The sequence below is a fragment of the Limosilactobacillus sp. DJ3M12 genome (genome assembly GCF_947381695.1).
Classification (GTDB): Bacteria; Bacillota; Bacilli; order Lactobacillales; family Lactobacillaceae; genus Limosilactobacillus; species Limosilactobacillus kinnaridis.
This window is the reverse complement of the sequence record NZ_CANCWY010000003.1, coordinates 97,196-114,053: the sequence shown is the minus strand read 5'-3', so window position 1 is coordinate 114,053 and position 16,858 is coordinate 97,196. Positions and strand designations below refer to the sequence as shown.

The following is a 16,858-nucleotide window of genomic DNA, read 5'->3' as shown; positions in this document are numbered from 1 at the left end:
TAACGAAACAGCTAGATTTCCGCAATCTTCCTGATGAATTGGTAACCCAACTGATGAGTAAGCGAAATAACCTGCCCCGTAAATCACTAGGCTATCGAACTCCATATGAAGTATTCATGTCTTACGTCACTGATGAGCAACTATTTTCTTTCTAACTTAAATTGACATTTCGGGTAATAAAAAACTGCTATCTCTTCTACTATAGAAGTGATAACAGTTTTTCAACTTATCGGAATTACAAGATTTGAACTTGCGACCTCTGCGTCCCGAACGCAGCGCTCTACCAAGCTGAGCTAAATTCCGAAAAAATAAGCGTAACAGTTAAACTGTCACGCTTACTATAATTAGTGCACCCAGAAGGAGTCGAACCTTCAACCTTCTGATTCGTAGTCAGACACTCTATCCAATTGCGCTATGGGTGCATATAAGCGGAAGACGGGATTCGAACCCGCGACCCCCACCATGGCAAGGTGATGTTCTACCACTGAACTACTTCCGCATGTCTTTGATAAGTTATTCCCTATCAACGATTATTAATATTACACGAAAATCTCATCAATGTCAACAAGAATTTTCAAAAAATATTAAATGCGGATGAAGGGACTTGAACCCTTACATCAAAATGATACAAGATCCTAAATCTTGCGCGTCTGCCAATTCCGCCACATCCGCAAATTAATGGAGGATACAGGGCTCGAACCTGTGACCCCCTGCTTGTAAGGCAGATGCTCTCCCAACTGAGCTAATCCTCCATAAATAGGCTTGCTATATAAATCAGCCTATTTAATATATCATCTATATAATTTTTTGTCAAATCCTATTTAAGATTTAATTCAATTAATTTTTCATCAATCATGGCTAAGACCTTCTTAGCAGCAGCCGGATCTTCAACAAAATCATATTTATCACCATTAATAACCATCTTAGGACTTTCATTATAATCCTCATACCATTGAACATAACGTTCGTTTAAGTTTTTATAATATGAATATAATGAAGGATCATTAGCAATTTGTTCAAATGAACGTCCCCGTTTCTTAATCCGTTCAAGCATTGTCTCAAACGAAATCCTAATTGTAATTAAAAGGTTGGGGGCTTTTTGGTGTGGTTGCTCTGGTAATTCTTCCATCATGTTACCTAATAATGAAGAATAAATATTTGACTCCGTTTCCGTAGCTCGACCCATATCTGCGTTTAACTTGAATAATAAGGCATCTTCAAAAATTGAACGGTCCAAAACATTTAAATCATTTGAGTATGAATCTTTAATCTCATCAAGCCGCTTGTTTAAAAAGTAAATCTGTAATAAGAAACCATATTTTTTAGGATCTTTATAAAAAAGCGGCAAAATTTTATTGTCGTCAACAGATTCATAGAAGGCCTGGCTATTAAGATGGTCTGCCAACAGCTTTGTCAAACTGGTCTTTCCTGCACCGATTGTCCCGGCTATAGCAATCATTAGTTATTTCCCCCTGTTTCAAATTCAAAAAGTAACGAAAACAATTCTAACATTTAAAATAAAAAGGAGCGAGTATTTTCTCGTTCCCTTTTTATTTTATTAATCATCTTCCGGTTCGTACGATTCACCCTTTGTTCGCCTTGATAAATCAACCTTATCAAGCGGAATCAAGTGCGTCTTGTAACGAATCTTGTAGTAGAAGAAAAGAATTAAGAATAATGGAATTCCCATGTAAGTAATTAAAATGTTTTGCCAATCCATTTTTACAAAAGCATCAATGTTTTGACCACAAATAACGACAATACATAGAGTAAGCGCGAATACTGGGCCAAATGGGAACCCTGTTGCATGATACTTCAATTCAGACAGTGTATGGCCTTGCTTAAGAAATGCCCTCCTAAAGCGGTAGTGGGAAATTGCAATTCCTAACCATGCAATAAATCCACACAATCCAGATGCACCAATTAAGTAGTTATAAGCTTTGGGACCAATGAATTGGGTTGCATAGGCTGCTAATGAAACAACCATTGTTCCCAGCAAAGCATAAATAGGAATACCATGCCGGTTTACATAACCAAAAATCCGCCATGCATATCCTTCACGCGCTTGTGAATAAAGCATCCGGGTTGAAGCATATAAACCAGAGTTAGCAGCAGAAATGACGGCAGTTAAGATAACCGCATTCATTGCACTAGCCGCAAATGCTAATCCTGCCCGCTTAAACACAATCGTAAATGGACTCATTGTAATATTTGAAACGTCTTGATTCAATAAGTTCTTATCTGTGTAAGGAAGGATGCAGGCAATAACAAAAATAGCAAAAATATAAAAAAGTAAAATTCGCCAGAAAGTTGAATGGATTGCCTTTGAGACAGACTTTTCTGGTGTAGCAGCTTCACCAGCAGTAATTCCAACTAATTCTGTTCCTTGGAATGAGAACCCAGCAACCAAGAAAACACTAATAATTGCTGGCACACCTCCAACAAACGGTGCCTGCTTATAGTGGAAGTTGCTTAATCCAACTGGCTTACCACCCATAATTCCAAAAATAATTGCAACACCGACAATTAAAAATACGATAACTGTGACAACTTTGATTAAAGCAAGCCAAAATTCAGTTTCACCATAAGATCGTACTGATAAATAATTGATTAAGAAAATTAATACCATCACTGTTACACTAAAAATCCAGCCTGGAACATTAGGAAGCCAATAATTCATTACAATTCCCGCAGTTGTAACATCTACGGGGATTGTAATCGCCCAGTTAAACCAATAATTCCAACCAAGAGCAAAACCTAGTGCTGGATCAACAAATTTTGTTGAATAAGCTGAAAATGACCCAGTTAATGGCATATATGTTGCCATTTCCCCTAGACTCGTCATTAGGAAATAAACCATAATTCCCATAATTCCATATGCAACTAACGCTCCGCCAGGTCCCGCAGTTGAAATAGCGGATCCACTGGCAATAAAAAGTCCCGTACCGATTGTTCCACCAAGAGCAATCATGGACAAGTGACGTGTCTGTAATGTCCGTTCCATATGACCCGTCGACTTAGATTCATCTGCCATAAATATATTTCCTCCAAATTTGTGTGCCTTAACGTCAACATTTTCGAAGAGGATAAATTAAAAGGGTCTTCTGATCGGTAACCCCACCAGAAGACCCAACTTAATACCTATAATTAATCGTTGAATCAATTTAGGAAGCGCCCCGCAATTATTGCGACAGTCTATAGCCTATTGTGACTATAGCCCAACATCTACCAGAAATAAGCTAAGTAGTGTTTCGGCATATTTTCCTTTTACTAATACTCCGGTGCTTATTCACCTAATACTAGTTACTGATAAAATATGCAACCTCTTCATCGAATGAAATTATACCCCACTCAAATAAAAATGCAAGTCCGATTATTTAATAATGCATTGCCATAAGTCATCCTTGTCATAAGTAAAACCACATTTAACAAGTACTCGCTGAGAACGATAATTGCTTTGTTTGCACTCCGCATGAATCGTAATTTTAGATGGCAAAATAGAAATAAATTTTTGAAGTGCAGTTGTCATTATGCCTTTATTCCATTGGTTTTGCTGCAAAAGATAACCTAATTCATAATGATGAGCAATTCTTTTTCCTTCATCCCCATACCAAGCACTTAATACAATCATCCCCACTACATCTTCATTTAGTTTCACTACCATTACATGATTCTGGCGAACAAACATCTTAATAGCTTGCACACGTTTTTCTCTTTGAAGTGGTAAAAGCAGTCCCACTGCTTGTGTTAAGTTTTCATTATCCAACAATTTAACTATTGCTCCTAAATTGTTATTAGTTTTTGCTGATTCAATTATAATTTCACTCATTTTTCTCCTATTTCCCGGGAAATAAAAAAGAGAAGCAACCAAAAAGATTGCCCTCCATCAATTTCGATTATTAAATTTCAATACTACGGAAGAACGGAATCCGTTGCAATCGTGGTGCCCAAGCGACATAGAGCCATTCAGCTACTTGTAACCATGCATAAGCTAATAACATTGCACCAATAGTATCAAAAGGCCAGTGAGCATAAAGATATACCCGCGATACCGCCAAAAAGAAGACTGCAAATATTAATAAAATTTGCAAAATTGTGCGGACAGATGCTTTTTGAATAAGCGGAATTACAATTAAGAATAAAATTGCTACTACCAAGAAGAATCCTAAAGTGTGACCACTAGGGAAACTATAGCCATCATCTGCTGCCAAGTGTTGTGCAGGACGGACCCGCTTAACGATGTGTTTAATAATTGTTCCAAGCACATCACCACCAAAAATCGTTCCTAATGACCATAAAGCCGGGATGCGATAGCCCTTCAACCATAAAACACCTGCAATAATAAATACCCATACTAAATCTAAGACCGGTTTAACTAAAAATGAAAGTAAGCTCATCAAAGCATGGAACCAACCAATTCCTTCCAGGCGCTGACTAGTAAATAACGACTGCAGAACAGCATCAATCATTGTTAGCACTGACGAATTAAACATAATTAATAGCATCAATGCGATAAAGAAACCACCGCTTAAGGCAAAGCGCCACCACCGATGATCATCACGTTCAATAAACATAATCAAGGATTCTCCTAACTTAAATTAATTAATCAAAAATAAGTATACCACAGTGTCAAAAATTCCATCGTGACTTTTTGATTAAATATTTATGAAGATAGTTCAAAACACGATTTAAAAGCTCTCCCAAACCAAAGCCAAGCGTAATTGCACCAACAATGACAACTACCTGGTAGAAATAAACATTAACAAGATGGTAATTACCAATAGCAAAATTACGAACCATTTTATAAGCCTGTCCTCCAGGCACAAATGGAACTAGCGCGGGCACATTAAAAACAATAATTGGCATTCGTTTTCGACGAGCTGCTGCCTGGCTTAATACCGAAATTAAGATTGCAGCAACTAAATTACTAAACGCAAGGCCAATGCCACTGCAATAATACATTATCCAGTAGACTACCCATACGCCTCCACCAATCATCCCCGCAGTATGATAGGCACGTTTAGGAATATTTAAGAGGATACCAAAACAAACTGTCGAAACATAGCATAAGAAAAATTGTAATAATAGGTTACCCCAATTCATCTCCTACCCTCCTAATTAAAGTGCAGAACAATTACAATTGCACTACCAATCGAAACGGCAGTTAGAATCGCCTCAATCCCTCTTGTAGGTCCACTAATTAAGTTTCCGGAAACTAAATCCCGTGCCGCATTAGTTAAGGGCACCCCAGGAACCAGAGGCATAACCGCACCAATAATAATATCATTAATATTATTAGCAAGGTGCATTTTAACAAAGATCACCGCCAAAATACCTATAATTAAGGAAGAACAAAACTCTCCTAAATATTGAATCTTAAACTTTCGTAAAAGGTATGAAAATGCTCCGTAACCTACGCCACCTGCAAGAAAGCCAGCCCAAGAATCAGAAACATTACCTGTAAAGACAATCATTAATGCACCACTTAAAATCGCAGCAGCAAATGATTCATACCAGTTTTGCCATCTTGACATCTTTTGGTGATCAATCTTTTTTAATTTAGCAAATGCTTGTGGAACATCAATTTTGCGCCGTGCTAGTTCACGAGAAACTTCATTGACATCCGCAATTTTACTTAAATTGTTTTTGCGATGACGAATAGTAATTACTTGGGCATCAGGTTCATTAATCGTCCCAACTACAATTCCAGTTACGGTTGTAAAAGCCTGAAAGCCATGAAGTCCTGCACTTTTTGCCATTCGGGATAAGGTGTCGTTAACTCGTTCCATATTTGATCCATTTTCAATTAAAAGTCTCCCAGCTAGCAAACAAGTCTTTAGTGCTAGTGCTTGTCGTCGTTTCGTTAACATCTTTTCGCCTTCTCTGTTCAAAGATATTTATTATTATCCTCTGTTTAGATAAGGAGCTCAATACAAAAAAACGGCCGGAAAAATCCAGTCGTTTTTTGTATTTAGTCTTTAACTACATTTGCAGCTTGAAGGCCACGTTCGCCTTCTTCAACTTCAAACGTAACATGTTGTCCTTCGCTCAATGACTTAAAGCCATCCCCTTGAATAGCAGAAAAATGAACAAACACGTCATCGCCGCTTTCACGAGTAATGAAGCCATACCCCTTATCGTCATTAAACCATTTAACAGTTCCTTGTTCCATGTTGGAAATCCTCCTGTGCATTAAGCACTAATATAATTTGTAATTCGTCTCAGGTGAAGAGATCCATTTGCAATGAAACAATCGAACCAACCGCACTTAAAAAAACTACAAAAACCATTGTATCACATAAGCAATCATTTACATAATTAACCTTTATTTTCTTGAGCTGTGTCCGGTTCAATAAAAATATTATGTGAGGCCTTATATGAAACATTAATTTCTTGGTCGTTATCCTCTTTTTGAATCACAATTGGTCCTTCAAAAGGCTCATGGCGAATTACAGTTACTTGTTCCTGAGGTCGTAATCCTAACTCTTCTAAGTAAGTGAGAAGTTCATGATTATCTAAGAATCGTTCTAGTTCAACTTTTTCCCCATCATCAGCATCTGCTAATAAACGATGTGTTACATCTGGGAACTTGCCATTAGCTGATGGAATTACTCCACCATGCGGACAATGATCAGGGTGTTGAAGAAAAGCATCTAAGGCCGTTGCTAGTCGATCACTTGTCTGATGTTCAAGAATTTCCGCTTCTGAATGGACGTCGGCAAAATTGTAGTGAAGCTTATCCACTAAAAATGTTTCCCATAAACGATGCTTTCGAACTAATTCTGCAGCATACTTTTGTCCCTTTTCAGTTAAAGAAATACCAGCATATGGTTCATGAACAACTAGCCCTTCGTCAGCCAACTTAGAAATCATCTCGGTTACTGATCCAGCGGCAATTCCTAGTCCAAGGGAAATCTCTTTATTAGAAACTTTTTTATGACTACCACCTAATTCAAAAATAATTTTTAGATAGTCTTCCTTCATTGGAGTCAAATTGTTTCACCTCTGGGTATTAAAATTTGGCCTACGATCGGTCATTATGTGTTTTTATATATTAACATTGAACCCAAATTGATTATAGCATATTATTAAAAGTGTAGTTTGGAAAGCCTAACTTTTTTGTTATAAGCTTTTTATAAACCCGCAATCGATCTTTACGGAGGAGTAGGTAAATCATGGACGAAAAAGTAACAGGGAAACGCTTTTTAGCAGTTACCCTCCTAAATGTATTAATTACAATTGTTGAAATCTTCGGAGGTATTCTTTCAGGAAGTTTAGCCTTACTATCAGATGCTTTTCATAATTTAGGGGATTCGCTTTCCATTGTACTAGGCTACTTTGCCCAGCATATTGGCGGGCAACCAGAGAATCAGCAACGAACTTATGGCTACCGTCGAGCTGAAATCCTCTCAGCATTAACTAATAGTATTTTTTTAATTGTTATCTCTGTCTTTTTAATTATTGAAGCTATTAAGCGGTTAGAGCATCCCCAGCATATTAACGGGGGCATTATGTTAACTGTAGCCGTGATTGGTCTGCTTGCCAACTTTATTTCTGCAGCCCTCTTACATGCCGGAAGCGAAGACAGCTTAAATGTCAAAGCAACTTATCTCCATATTCTAAGTGATGCACTTTCATCAGTTGCCGTTATCATTGGAGGAATCATTCTTACCTTTGTTAATGTTCCATGGCTTGATCCCGCCTTGACAATTGGGGTTGCCCTCTATATTGCTTATGAGGCTTGGCCAATTATTAATCAAACCATTAAAATTCTCATGCAGTCCTCCCCAGATCTTGATTATAATTCCATTGAAAATGATTTAAAGCAAATCGACGGAGTTACGGCAGTTCATCACGTCCATGCATGGATGATGGATGAACACCGAATCATTTTCTCTGCCCATCTTAATTGTGATGACTTGCCACTAAGGCAGGTTGAGCGAATCTATAGTCAAGTAGAAAAAATCTTGCATGAAAAATATGGGATCTGTCACGTTACTATTCAAGCAGAATATCACCGTGGGAAAGATGAAAAATTATTCAACACTCCTGTTGATGAAAAGAACGTTATTAATAACGATTTCAAAGAGGACTAAAATTAAAAGGAAGCAAAAAGTTGAGCGAAAACTCAGCCTCTTGCTTCCTATTTTTTTACATCGATTAAAATAATTTTCCGACTCCATAGTGAATCGTAATCGTAATCAAACCAATAATAATATTTCGAATAACTGCAATTTTTACAAGCCCGTTCCCGAGTTTAGAACTGATATAACCGGTTAGAGCGCTCGTAAAGGCAACTGCCAAAATCACGGCATACCACTTATATGCTTCGGGAGCAAAAGTCATCGCCATCAACGGAATTAATCCTCCGGCAGCTGCTGAAAAAAGAGAAGAAAATGCAGCATCCCAAGGGTTAAGATAGTGACCAAGCTCAACATCATACTTAATCCGAACAACTGTCTCGAGGGGCTTTTTATTAAGGAGATCCTTAGCAATTTTGATTGATGTTTCAGGAGTAACTCCTTTATTTACATAATAGTCTTTTACTGCCGCAAGTTCCCCTTCATAATCGTCCTTTAAGAGTTGCTCTTCTTTAGCAACGGCCGCTTTTTCTGTATCCTTTTGAGTAGATACAGAGGCATATTCGCCAGAAGCCATTGAAAATGCACAGGCAAGCAAATCAGATAAGCCAGCAATGAAGATAGTAAAACGGTCACTTGTCGCTGCTGCCACCGATACCAAAACACCGACAACAGTCAAAATCCCATCATTTGAACCTAGTACCCCTGCTCGTAACGTATTCAGTTTTTCTTCCATTGTTTGCTTCTGATGCTTTTTCACCTTAATACTCATTTAATCTCATCTCCCTACCGCGCAAATAATTGTCCAATCAGGTACGTAACCCCCATTGTTAATAATCCAGCAGCTGCATTCCTGATCATCGATTTAATCCGGTTAGATTTTCCTAAAACCGCCGCAAAATAACCAGTAATTAACAAGGCAATTAGAACTGCAATTGCGGTTGCTAAGATTCGAACATTTGCGGGAGAAACGGTAACCGCCACCATTGGTAAAATTGAACCAGTTGGAAAGGATATAAAGGAAGCAATCGCCGCAGCATATGGACTTGTAAACTCATTGGGATTAAAGCCATAGCGCTCTTGAACAGCTGTCCCTAAGGCATCTTTTTCCATTAATTCTTTCGTCGCTTGTTTAGCTAATTGCGAATCAATGTCTTGAGCTTCATATTTCTTTTGAACATAGTCAAATTCATGCTGGTATTGATTCTGAAGCCGCTGCTTTTCACTAATCAAAGCCATTTTTTGTGAGTCCTTTTGGGTCGAAACTGAGACGTACTCCCCCATACACATTGAGATCATACCGGCAAGTGTTCCGGACAAACCCGCGATTAAGATGGAACGGGCATTACTCGTTGCCGCTGCCACCCCGATAACAATTCCGGCAATTGAAATAATCCCATCATTAGCCCCCATCACACTTGCACGCAGAACGTTTACCTTTTGTGCTAGTGACATCTTTTTCTTGGACAAATTTATCCCTTCCCTCTTTTAGTTTAGAATCATTATAACATAGAGATAAGTAAAAACAACCAAATAATCTTCAAATGATATTCTATCTTAGAATCATTAAAAAATATATTTTCATGTAAAAAGCGATAGTCCTAATCAGAACTATCGCAATAATCTTAAAAATTAAATTATTTATTCATAAGCCTGAACAGTGTTTGTCCGAATAACAAATACTGACGTTCCAGCATGACGAGCCATGTATGATGCCTGAGAACCAACCGCCTTACGATTACCCTTCTTACCAATTGAACCAACAACTAATAAATCTGGCTGAAAAGCGGGGATAACATGATTACAAATCCGCTCAGCTGGCCGCTCCCCACGATCAACAATCGCCGTAATCTTTTCTGGATCAACGCCGTAATCAATTGCTGCTTGGACATATTCATTTACCCGTTGACGTAATTCGTCTTCACTGCTATGAACATAATCCTTATCTAAGATTTGATATACATTTACCCGGTCAGTTTCTAAAATTGATACAATTCCTAGCTCTGAACCATCACGTTTCGCCTTATCAACCGCGTATGAGAAAGCGGCACGGGCATCTGGTGCATCGTCAACACCAACGAGGATCTTCTTGAACTTCTTTGGCTTTATTTCGAACATTAGTATTCTCCTCCCTATGTTCTACACTTTAACGGTGAAGCATTACTCGCTCCTCTTCGTTAAATCATATTCTTCACTCCTTATGTTACTACTTATCTCGATTTTGTAAATAATTATTTTGGCCTTCCTAAAATAAAAGTGATTTATTAAAGAATTTTATAATTATTTTTTCAAATTCACTTCTACACAATTCTCATTTTGACGACTTATAGAACAATCGATATAATAAAAGTTACTTACTTCTTGATAATATCAACGAAATGGGGTTAATTATTTCATGTCAATGATTGAATTTCATAATGTACAAAAATATTATGGCAAGTTTCATGCATTAAAAGATATTAATTTAACAATCGATGATGGTGAAACAGTTGTTTTAATTGGGCCATCTGGCTCGGGAAAAAGTAGTTTAATCCGGACTGTTAATGGTTTAGATCCTATTAGAGACGGTCAATTAATCGTTAATGGGTTTGACCTTGCCGATAAGAAAACCAATGTAAATTTAATTCGAAAAGATGTCGGAATGGTCTTTCAACACTTTAACTTATACAACAATAAGAGTGTTATCGAAAACATAATGCTCGCACCACGAATTGTATTAAAGCGTCCGGAAGAAGAAAACCGTGAGTTAGCAATGAAACTGCTTGATAAAGTTGGCCTTGCAAATAAAGCTGAAAGTATGCCTGCTCAGCTATCTGGAGGGCAAAAACAACGAATTGCGATTGCCCGCAGTCTTGCTATGAAGCCTAAATGCCTCCTATTCGATGAACCAACAAGTGCTCTCGATCCTGAAATGATTGATGATGTTTTAGACGTTATGAAAGATATCGCTAAAAACTCCAACATGACAATGTTAGTAGTGACCCACGAAATGGGCTTTGCACGGGCAGTTGCTGACCGGGTTATTTTTATGGCAGATGGTCGGATCTTAGAAGACGATTCCACCGAAAAATTCTTTGGCGACCAGCCTTCTACAGAGCGTGCTCGCGAATTTATGAGTAAGATCAGTGGTCACTAAGGAGGAATTATAATGAAAAAGTATTGGCGATTGATTAGTCTTAGCGCCCTCCTCTTTGTTGCTCTCCTTACTCTTTCTGCCTGCGGTACCTCAATTGCAAAAAAAGATGTTCTGACCGAAGATATGCGTAGTCAACGAATTATCTGGGGAGTTAAAGCAGATACCCGCCTATTTGGGCTGGAAAATATCCGGACAGGAAAGCTAGAAGGATTTGAAATTGATCTTGCAACAGCTATTACAAAAAAGATCCTCGGCCCACAGGGAAAACCAATTTTTGTTCCTGTAACCAGCGGAACCCGGGTGCCCCTATTAAAAAATGGTAATATTGATGCGATTATGGCAACCATGACGATCACTCCTGAGCGAGAAAAGCAAGTTGACTTTACCCATTCTTACTTTGATGCTGGTCAATCTCTCCTAGTTAAAAAGGGAAGTCCAATCAAAAACATCAGCGATTTAAATCGACGAGGTGCTATAATTCTTGGGGTTTCTGGATCAAATTCAGTTAAAAACGTTGCGAAGTTTGCTCCTAAAGCACGTGCCCTTCAATTATCTGACTATGCTCAAGCGATGACGGCCCTTAAATCTAAACAGGGGGATGCCCTTACCACTGATAATGGGATTCTCTATGGGATGGCAGCTGAAAACCCAGGCTATGAAGTTGTCGGCGGTAACTTTACTAAAGAACCTTATGGAATCGCCGTTAACAAAAATCAAACACGTTTTCGCAATAAATTAAACTGGGCGTTAAGAGAAGTTGAAAAGGATGGAACCTACAACCGTCTTCTTCTTAAATGGTTTGGCAATGTTAAAGGATTTAATTATCAGGAGATGAAGCGCTAATGTTAAATTTAATTATAAATGAGTGGCATCCCCTTTTAACCGGCCTCTGGAATACTATTCTATGTAGCCTTATTGCACTAATCGGGAGCCTTATTATTGGAACCTTTTTTGCCCTTCTCGAAATTTCGCAGCATCGGGTTTTAAAAATCATCGGTCATGTCTATGTGGAGGTCTTTCGTAATATCCCACTATTGGTAATTACAATGGCTTTTTTCCTGATTATCCCAATGTATGTAGTGAAAATTAATGGATTTACTGCGGGAACAATTGGCTTAACTCTTTATACGTCTGCATTTATTGCTGAAACTGTGCGTGCTGGAATTAATTCAATTGATCCTGGTCAAATGGAAGGAGCCCTTGCCAATGGACTTACTTATGGACAAGCGATGCGCTACATTGTTTTACCACAAGCATTTCGCGTTGTTATTCCACCACTTGGCAATCAATTTATCAATTTGGTTAAAAACTCATCGGTCCTTGCCTTTGTCGCTGGCTTTGATCTTATGTACCAAGGAAATCTAATTGCAAACGATACCTTAGCAACTATGCCCACGTATTTCATTGTCGGGATCATGTACCTCATCATCACGCTTCCGTTGAGTTATTATATGCGACACCTTGAAAAGAAATTAGCCTAGGAGGGATGATCAATGCAAAACTTTATTGACGCTTATTCATGGATTAATATCCGTTTCCTCCTAGAAGGACTTTGGATTACGATTGAAGTTTCCGTAATTTCAATTATAATCAGTTTTATTTTGGGAACTTTTCTCGGAATTATTCGTTACGCTAACATCAAATACTTATCAGCAATTGTAGGATTCATTATCGATATTATCCGTAATCTTCCTCTCCTGCTAATAATTTTCTTCACCTACTTTGGCCTCCCCAATATCGAAATTAAACCAGAAATTATTCCTGCCGCAATTATGGCGCTTTCAATTTTCGAATCGGCAATGGTTGCTGAAATCGTTCGCTCAGGGATAAATTCGATTGATTACGGTCAAACGGAAGGGGCATTAGCTAATGGATTAACTAAGTGGCAAGCATTACGAATTATTGTCTTACCACAAGCAATTAAGAATATGATGCCGGCTCTCGTTAGTCAGTTCATTTCATTAGTTAAGGATACATCACTAGCAACAATCATCGTCTTGCCAGAGTTAATGTACCACGCCCAGATCATCTATGGTCAAAACACAAATTATATTATTCCGATGTTCGTTGCGTTAGCAGTCCTCTACTTTATTGTCTGCTACTCATTATCATTGGTTGCACGTTATTTGCATAAACACATTGCATAAGTATAAACAGAGGCTGAGAAAAACAACAGTTTTTTCTCAGCCTCGTTTTATATGAATATTGTTACGATATCGCGGAAATTAACCACAAGGCGGTTAATTTCCACTCACTTATTTAATACTGAATCATAAAGTCAAACCGTTGATGCTCTCCGGTCAAGCGATTAACATGCCGTTCCATCACTTGACGTCGTTGTCCAAACATCATCCAAACGGCGATTCCAATAAATACTACTAATTCTATTCCCGTCCCAATCCAATTTTGAACTGTTACTTTGCCAGTCATCAACGTTGAATCAGAAGCAATAAATGCCGTCCAATCTAATAGGAAGTGCATTACCATTGCTAGCCATAATTGACCAGTATAAACATAAACGGTTGCAAAAAATAGTCCAATCCCAGCTGCGCTAACTGCTTGTAAAACAGTCATTGACCATTCTTGAGGGCCATAGTTGGTAAGATGAACAATTCCGAATAAAATTGAACTCGTTGCCAATGCCAACGGAAGGCGTTGCTTAACATTGCGCCAAGCATAGAATAAGATGCCAAGAATAGCAAAACGGAATAAGGTCTCTTCCATTACCGCAGCCTCAAACGCCGAAAGGGTAAAATCCCAATTAGCACGGTGGAGCCTTGGCATTTCTCCCGTATTTAAGGCCATAAAGATAATATCAACAACAACTAATCCAGCAAATATCCCCCAATTAAAATCACCGCTCCAGTGTGGTTTTAATCCTGGCCATGATAAATGCCACGTCCGCATAACAGTTGTCGTAAGAATAAAGAAAGCAACTGCGCCAACTGCACCAGTCGATAATGCTAATAATAAGAAGTGATTATCAACCAAGTCTGTTGGTAAGGCAATCAATGGCGTAAAAACCACCTGAGCTAACCAGGCAATAAAGATTAGCCGTTCGATGCTCCAATGCATGAACTCACCAATTACGCTTGCAAATGGTGCAAACATAATAAAGTAATAAAAAATCATCATTGTCACAACGCCCCGGGATGGTAAATGTAATAGAACAATAATTTCTCGAACCATTACATCCCAAGCAAACACTAAAATTATCGGCTGGGCAATTACCTGCAGCCATGCATTCAACTTTTTAACTAACAAGGATACATTAGGTAAGAGTTCAAAGACTAAACCAATTCCTAAAATAATAACCATGATCAATAATGCTAATGCAACAGTCTGACGATTAAATTCGTAATTACGAATCATCATCATTGCCAAAATGACCAGGGTCGCCCCAATTTGAACCCGGTACCAGATCCTAAGATAATCGTTTCCGGTCATTTTTCCTCATCCTCTCTGGGAAATCTAAAATAATTGCTAAATATGATCATACCAAACAATCTCCTTAGTTTTAAGAACAAATCTTCTTTTTTTAGTTTAAACCACAAAAGAACCTGCAGGCAAAAAAACCGCAAGTTCTTTTATCGTTTATTTTGTGTTTCCAGTTGCAACTGGTTGCTTCTCTTTACTATTCTTCTTTTTAGAATGTTGCTGAGAGTTCCGGTGGGAATGATTATTTTGTCGTTCGTTTTTATGTGTTTGATTATTTTTATTGTTTGGTCGACGATAGTGTTGGTTTTCGGAACGATTATTACCGTTCAAAATTGTCACCATCGGAATAATCACTGGACGACGACCGGTGCGATCATAGAGTAATTTTTGTAAACGGCTGATAATTGTCCGGTTTAATACCCGTTGATCAATGTGTTTGTGATTCTTAAATGTATTAAGGATTGCCCAGAATACTTCATGATTGGCTGCCTTAATCAGCTCTTGTGATTCATGCATATAAACAAAGCCACGAGAAACAATATCAGGCCCCGCAACAATTTGATAATCCTTTAAGTCGACAACCGCAATCGCTGTTACGACACCTTCTTCTGAAAGCAAGCGTCGTTCGCGAATTTCTGGATTTCCAACCGTATCTCCCGCATCACGACCATCAATATAAACATCACTAACACTATCAATATGGTCCGCCACTCGACAAGAGTCTTTCGTAAGAGCTAAAACATCCCCATTTGCAAGGACAAAGCTATTTTCCTTTGGTACACCAGTCATTTCAGCTAACTTAGTGTGAATTTTTTGCATCCGGTATTCCCCGTGAACCGGCGCAAAGAATTTCGGCTTCATCAAGCGGAGCATAAACTCTTCATCAACTTGACCACCGTGCCCGGATGTATGGATATTGTTAACATAACCGTGAATAACATTAGCACCGTCTTCTTCAAGCTTATTGATCAAGGCATTAACGCTAGTCGTGTTACCCGGAATTGGGTTACTTGAGAAAACAACGGTATCCTCAGGCTGAATGGTAATCTGGCGGTGAGTTCCGTTAGCAATCCGACTAAGCGCCGCCATTGGTTCACCCTGCGATCCAGTACACATGATCAATACTTTTTCTGGTGGATAATTGTTAATTTCATTTTGGTCAATAAGTGAATCTTTAGGAATGTTAAGGTACCCTAATTCTTGACCGGCAGTGATTGCATTTTCCATACTGCGACCAAAAACCGCAATTTTTCGCCCTTGCGCAATTGCGGCATCAGATGCTTCACGCAATCGATAAACATTAGATGCAAATGAGGCAAAGATAATGCGTCCCTTAATTCGTTCAAAGATCCGGCGAATATGGATATCAACCCAGCGTTCAGACTTTGTAAATTCTGGTCGTTCAGCGTTTGTACTATCTGATGTTAAAAGGAGAACCCCATCGTCCCCTAACTTAGCCATTTGTTGAAGATTTGGACCAGGTAAATTACCAACCGGTGTCAAATCAAACTTAAAGTCCCCGGTTTGAACAATTGTCCCTTGCGGAGTATGAACTGCAATCCCTAATGTATCAGGAATTGAGTGGGTTGTCCGGAAGAAACTAACCCATAATTTCTTAAAGTGAACCTCATCAAATTCATTGATTTCATGCAATTCGGCATTTCTTAGTAAGTGTTTTTCTTCCAGTTTTCCTTTAATTAATGACATTGCAAATGGTCCAGCATAAATAGGTGCATTGACCTTTTGTAAGAAGAATGGTAATCCTCCAATGTGGTCTTCGTGACCGTGAGTAATAAAGATTCCCTTAATCTTATCTTTATTTTCAATGAGGTAATCATAATTTTGAATTACGTAATCCACTCCTAGTAATTCATCTTCGGGGAATAAAACTCCACAGTCAATAACAATAATTTCATCTTGGAATTGTACACAATACATATTTTTACCAATCTCACCAAGACCACCCATGGCGTAAAAGGCAACTTCATTGTTTTTAATCTTTAATTTTGTCATAATACCTTTCCTTCTATAGATTTTTATCATGTTAATTAACGGAATTTAAGTAAGCCAAAAGAACCGCTTTGTTCTGACAAGGTCGGTTATTGATATTCATTTTATTATTGGCACTTAATCTTAATTATTTAATCCGTACGTAAAACTAACTACTATTTTACCACATCTACAAAATTGAAGGTAGTAATTG

General features: G+C 38.2%; 18 protein-coding genes, 5 tRNA genes, 1 pseudogene and 1 riboswitch. Of the genes and pseudogenes, 6 read left to right on the top strand and 18 right to left on the bottom strand.

Going from position 1 to position 16,858, the window contains the following annotated elements; all coding sequences use genetic code 11:
• Window positions 1-155, top strand: a pseudogene (locus QOS06_RS03815) (IS30 family transposase); the annotation flags it as partial.
• 74 nt (window positions 156-229) lie between these two features.
• Here QOS06_RS03815 and QOS06_RS03810 read toward each other — a convergent pair.
• The 13 genes from QOS06_RS03810 to QOS06_RS03750 all read right to left on the bottom strand — a co-directional run bounded on the left by QOS06_RS03810 (window position 230) and on the right by QOS06_RS03750 (window position 6,993).
• Window positions 230-303: transfer RNA gene (locus QOS06_RS03810), tRNA-Pro, on the bottom strand.
• Between the two features lie 45 nt (window positions 304-348).
• Window positions 349-422: transfer RNA gene (locus tag QOS06_RS03805), tRNA-Arg, on the bottom strand.
• Window positions 423-427: 5 nt separating this feature from the next.
• Window positions 428-499, bottom strand: a tRNA-Gly gene (locus QOS06_RS03800).
• Window positions 500-589: 90 nt separating this feature from the next.
• Window positions 590-672, bottom strand: a tRNA-Leu gene (locus QOS06_RS03795).
• A 7-nt stretch (window positions 673-679) separates the two neighbouring features.
• Window positions 680-752, bottom strand: a tRNA-Val gene (locus QOS06_RS03790).
• Window positions 753-817: 65 nt separating this feature from the next.
• Window positions 818-1,459, bottom strand: a complete 642-nt coding sequence (locus QOS06_RS03785) for a deoxynucleoside kinase (RefSeq protein ID WP_078010119.1) — start codon at window positions 1,457-1,459, stop codon at window positions 818-820.
• Window positions 1,460-1,558: 99 nt separating this feature from the next.
• On the bottom strand, window positions 1,559-3,034 hold the full coding sequence (locus QOS06_RS03780; RefSeq protein ID WP_283595520.1) for an amino acid permease: 1,476 nt from the start codon (window positions 3,032-3,034) through the stop codon (window positions 1,559-1,561).
• Between the two features lie 127 nt (window positions 3,035-3,161).
• A riboswitch (Lysine riboswitch) is annotated at window positions 3,162-3,336 on the bottom strand.
• Between the two features lie 37 nt (window positions 3,337-3,373).
• On the bottom strand, window positions 3,374-3,829 hold the full coding sequence (locus tag QOS06_RS03775; RefSeq protein ID WP_085719355.1) for a GNAT family N-acetyltransferase: 456 nt from the start codon (window positions 3,827-3,829) through the stop codon (window positions 3,374-3,376).
• 70 nt (window positions 3,830-3,899) lie between these two features.
• Entirely contained in the window at window positions 3,900-4,574 is a 675-nt protein-coding gene (locus tag QOS06_RS03770) for a phosphatase PAP2 family protein (RefSeq protein WP_085719352.1), read from the bottom strand.
• A gap of 55 nt (window positions 4,575-4,629) precedes the next feature.
• On the bottom strand, window positions 4,630-5,103 hold the full coding sequence (locus QOS06_RS03765) for a threonine/serine exporter family protein (RefSeq protein ID WP_078009679.1): 474 nt from the start codon (window positions 5,101-5,103) through the stop codon (window positions 4,630-4,632).
• 11 nt (window positions 5,104-5,114) lie between these two features.
• Window positions 5,115-5,870, bottom strand: coding sequence for a threonine/serine exporter family protein (locus tag QOS06_RS03760; RefSeq protein WP_107690498.1), 756 nt, complete (start codon window positions 5,868-5,870; stop codon window positions 5,115-5,117).
• A 101-nt stretch (window positions 5,871-5,971) separates the two neighbouring features.
• Window positions 5,972-6,172 (bottom strand): cold-shock protein, encoded by a 201-nt coding sequence (locus QOS06_RS03755; protein ID WP_003672521.1) that lies wholly within the window; start codon window positions 6,170-6,172, stop codon window positions 5,972-5,974.
• A gap of 146 nt (window positions 6,173-6,318) precedes the next feature.
• On the bottom strand, window positions 6,319-6,993 hold the full coding sequence (locus tag QOS06_RS03750) for a metal-dependent transcriptional regulator (RefSeq protein WP_003672522.1): 675 nt from the start codon (window positions 6,991-6,993) through the stop codon (window positions 6,319-6,321).
• 182 nt (window positions 6,994-7,175) lie between these two features.
• Between QOS06_RS03750 and QOS06_RS03745 the strand changes: the two genes are divergently transcribed.
• Window positions 7,176-8,096 (top strand): cation diffusion facilitator family transporter, encoded by a 921-nt coding sequence (locus tag QOS06_RS03745; protein ID WP_003672523.1) that lies wholly within the window; start codon window positions 7,176-7,178, stop codon window positions 8,094-8,096.
• Between the two features lie 64 nt (window positions 8,097-8,160).
• Here QOS06_RS03745 and QOS06_RS03740 read toward each other — a convergent pair whose 3' ends face one another.
• The 3 genes from QOS06_RS03740 to QOS06_RS03730 form a co-directional block, all read right to left on the bottom strand.
• A complete protein-coding gene (locus QOS06_RS03740) occupies window positions 8,161-8,853 on the bottom strand; it encodes a VIT1/CCC1 transporter family protein (protein WP_003672524.1) in 693 nt (230 codons plus the stop codon).
• A gap of 14 nt (window positions 8,854-8,867) precedes the next feature.
• Window positions 8,868-9,551 (bottom strand): VIT1/CCC1 transporter family protein, encoded by a 684-nt coding sequence (locus QOS06_RS03735; protein ID WP_003672525.1) that lies wholly within the window; start codon window positions 9,549-9,551, stop codon window positions 8,868-8,870.
• A gap of 171 nt (window positions 9,552-9,722) precedes the next feature.
• On the bottom strand, window positions 9,723-10,199 hold the full coding sequence (locus QOS06_RS03730; protein WP_003668816.1) for a universal stress protein: 477 nt from the start codon (window positions 10,197-10,199) through the stop codon (window positions 9,723-9,725).
• 277 nt (window positions 10,200-10,476) lie between these two features.
• On the opposite strand from QOS06_RS03730, the gene QOS06_RS03725 reads away from it, so the two are divergent.
• The 4 genes from QOS06_RS03725 to QOS06_RS03710 are packed head-to-tail and all read left to right on the top strand — an operon-like array spanning window position 10,477 to window position 13,364.
• Window positions 10,477-11,217: an amino acid ABC transporter ATP-binding protein gene (locus QOS06_RS03725; protein WP_003668818.1), complete on the top strand. Its 741-nt coding sequence runs from the start codon at window positions 10,477-10,479 to the stop codon at window positions 11,215-11,217.
• 12 nt (window positions 11,218-11,229) lie between these two features.
• Window positions 11,230-12,060: a transporter substrate-binding domain-containing protein gene (locus QOS06_RS03720; RefSeq protein ID WP_003672528.1), complete on the top strand. Its 831-nt coding sequence runs from the start codon at window positions 11,230-11,232 to the stop codon at window positions 12,058-12,060.
• Window positions 12,060-12,698 carry an amino acid ABC transporter permease gene (locus tag QOS06_RS03715; protein ID WP_003668822.1) on the top strand — a complete coding sequence of 213 codons (639 nt, stop codon included), beginning with the start codon at window positions 12,060-12,062 and terminating at the stop codon, window positions 12,696-12,698. Before QOS06_RS03720 ends, QOS06_RS03715 begins: the two co-directional genes overlap by 1 nt.
• A gap of 12 nt (window positions 12,699-12,710) precedes the next feature.
• Window positions 12,711-13,364, top strand: coding sequence for an amino acid ABC transporter permease (locus QOS06_RS03710; RefSeq protein WP_283595517.1), 654 nt, complete (start codon window positions 12,711-12,713; stop codon window positions 13,362-13,364).
• 112 nt (window positions 13,365-13,476) lie between these two features.
• Here QOS06_RS03710 and QOS06_RS03705 read toward each other — a convergent pair whose 3' ends face one another.
• Entirely contained in the window at window positions 13,477-14,664 is a 1,188-nt protein-coding gene (locus QOS06_RS03705; protein ID WP_003668824.1) for a CPBP family intramembrane glutamic endopeptidase, read from the bottom strand.
• Between the two features lie 147 nt (window positions 14,665-14,811).
• The gene (gene rnjA / locus QOS06_RS03700) at window positions 14,812-16,668 is read right to left on the bottom strand and encodes a ribonuclease J1 (RefSeq protein WP_085678961.1); all 1,857 of its coding nucleotides are present in this window, start codon (window positions 16,666-16,668) and stop codon (window positions 14,812-14,814) included.
• Window positions 16,669-16,858 lie beyond the last annotated feature (190 nt).

Coding starts and splice junctions, on each gene's coding strand:
- QOS06_RS03770 (WP_085719352.1), bottom strand. CDS start 4,574: ATGTTTATTGAACGTGATGATCATCGGTGGTGGCGCTTTGCCTTAAGC.
- rnjA (WP_085678961.1), bottom strand. CDS start 16,668: ATGACAAAATTAAAGATTAAAAACAATGAAGTTGCCTTTTACGCCATG.
- QOS06_RS03765 (WP_078009679.1), bottom strand. CDS start 5,103: ATGAATTGGGGTAACCTATTATTACAATTTTTCTTATGCTATGTTTCG.
- QOS06_RS03775 (WP_085719355.1), bottom strand. CDS start 3,829: ATGAGTGAAATTATAATTGAATCAGCAAAAACTAATAACAATTTAGGA.
- QOS06_RS03720 (WP_003672528.1), top strand. CDS start 11,230: ATGAAAAAGTATTGGCGATTGATTAGTCTTAGCGCCCTCCTCTTTGTT.
- QOS06_RS03760 (WP_107690498.1), bottom strand. CDS start 5,870: ATGTTAACGAAACGACGACAAGCACTAGCACTAAAGACTTGTTTGCTA.
- QOS06_RS03715 (WP_003668822.1), top strand. CDS start 12,060: ATGTTAAATTTAATTATAAATGAGTGGCATCCCCTTTTAACCGGCCTC.
- QOS06_RS03785 (WP_078010119.1), bottom strand. CDS start 1,459: ATGATTGCTATAGCCGGGACAATCGGTGCAGGAAAGACCAGTTTGACA.
- QOS06_RS03730 (WP_003668816.1), bottom strand. CDS start 10,199: ATGTTCGAAATAAAGCCAAAGAAGTTCAAGAAGATCCTCGTTGGTGTT.
- QOS06_RS03745 (WP_003672523.1), top strand. CDS start 7,176: ATGGACGAAAAAGTAACAGGGAAACGCTTTTTAGCAGTTACCCTCCTA.
- QOS06_RS03725 (WP_003668818.1), top strand. CDS start 10,477: ATGTCAATGATTGAATTTCATAATGTACAAAAATATTATGGCAAGTTT.
- QOS06_RS03755 (WP_003672521.1), bottom strand. CDS start 6,172: ATGGAACAAGGAACTGTTAAATGGTTTAATGACGATAAGGGGTATGGC.
- QOS06_RS03740 (WP_003672524.1), bottom strand. CDS start 8,853: ATGAGTATTAAGGTGAAAAAGCATCAGAAGCAAACAATGGAAGAAAAA.
- QOS06_RS03780 (WP_283595520.1), bottom strand. CDS start 3,034: ATGGCAGATGAATCTAAGTCGACGGGTCATATGGAACGGACATTACAG.
- QOS06_RS03710 (WP_283595517.1), top strand. CDS start 12,711: ATGCAAAACTTTATTGACGCTTATTCATGGATTAATATCCGTTTCCTC.
- QOS06_RS03705 (WP_003668824.1), bottom strand. CDS start 14,664: ATGACCGGAAACGATTATCTTAGGATCTGGTACCGGGTTCAAATTGGG.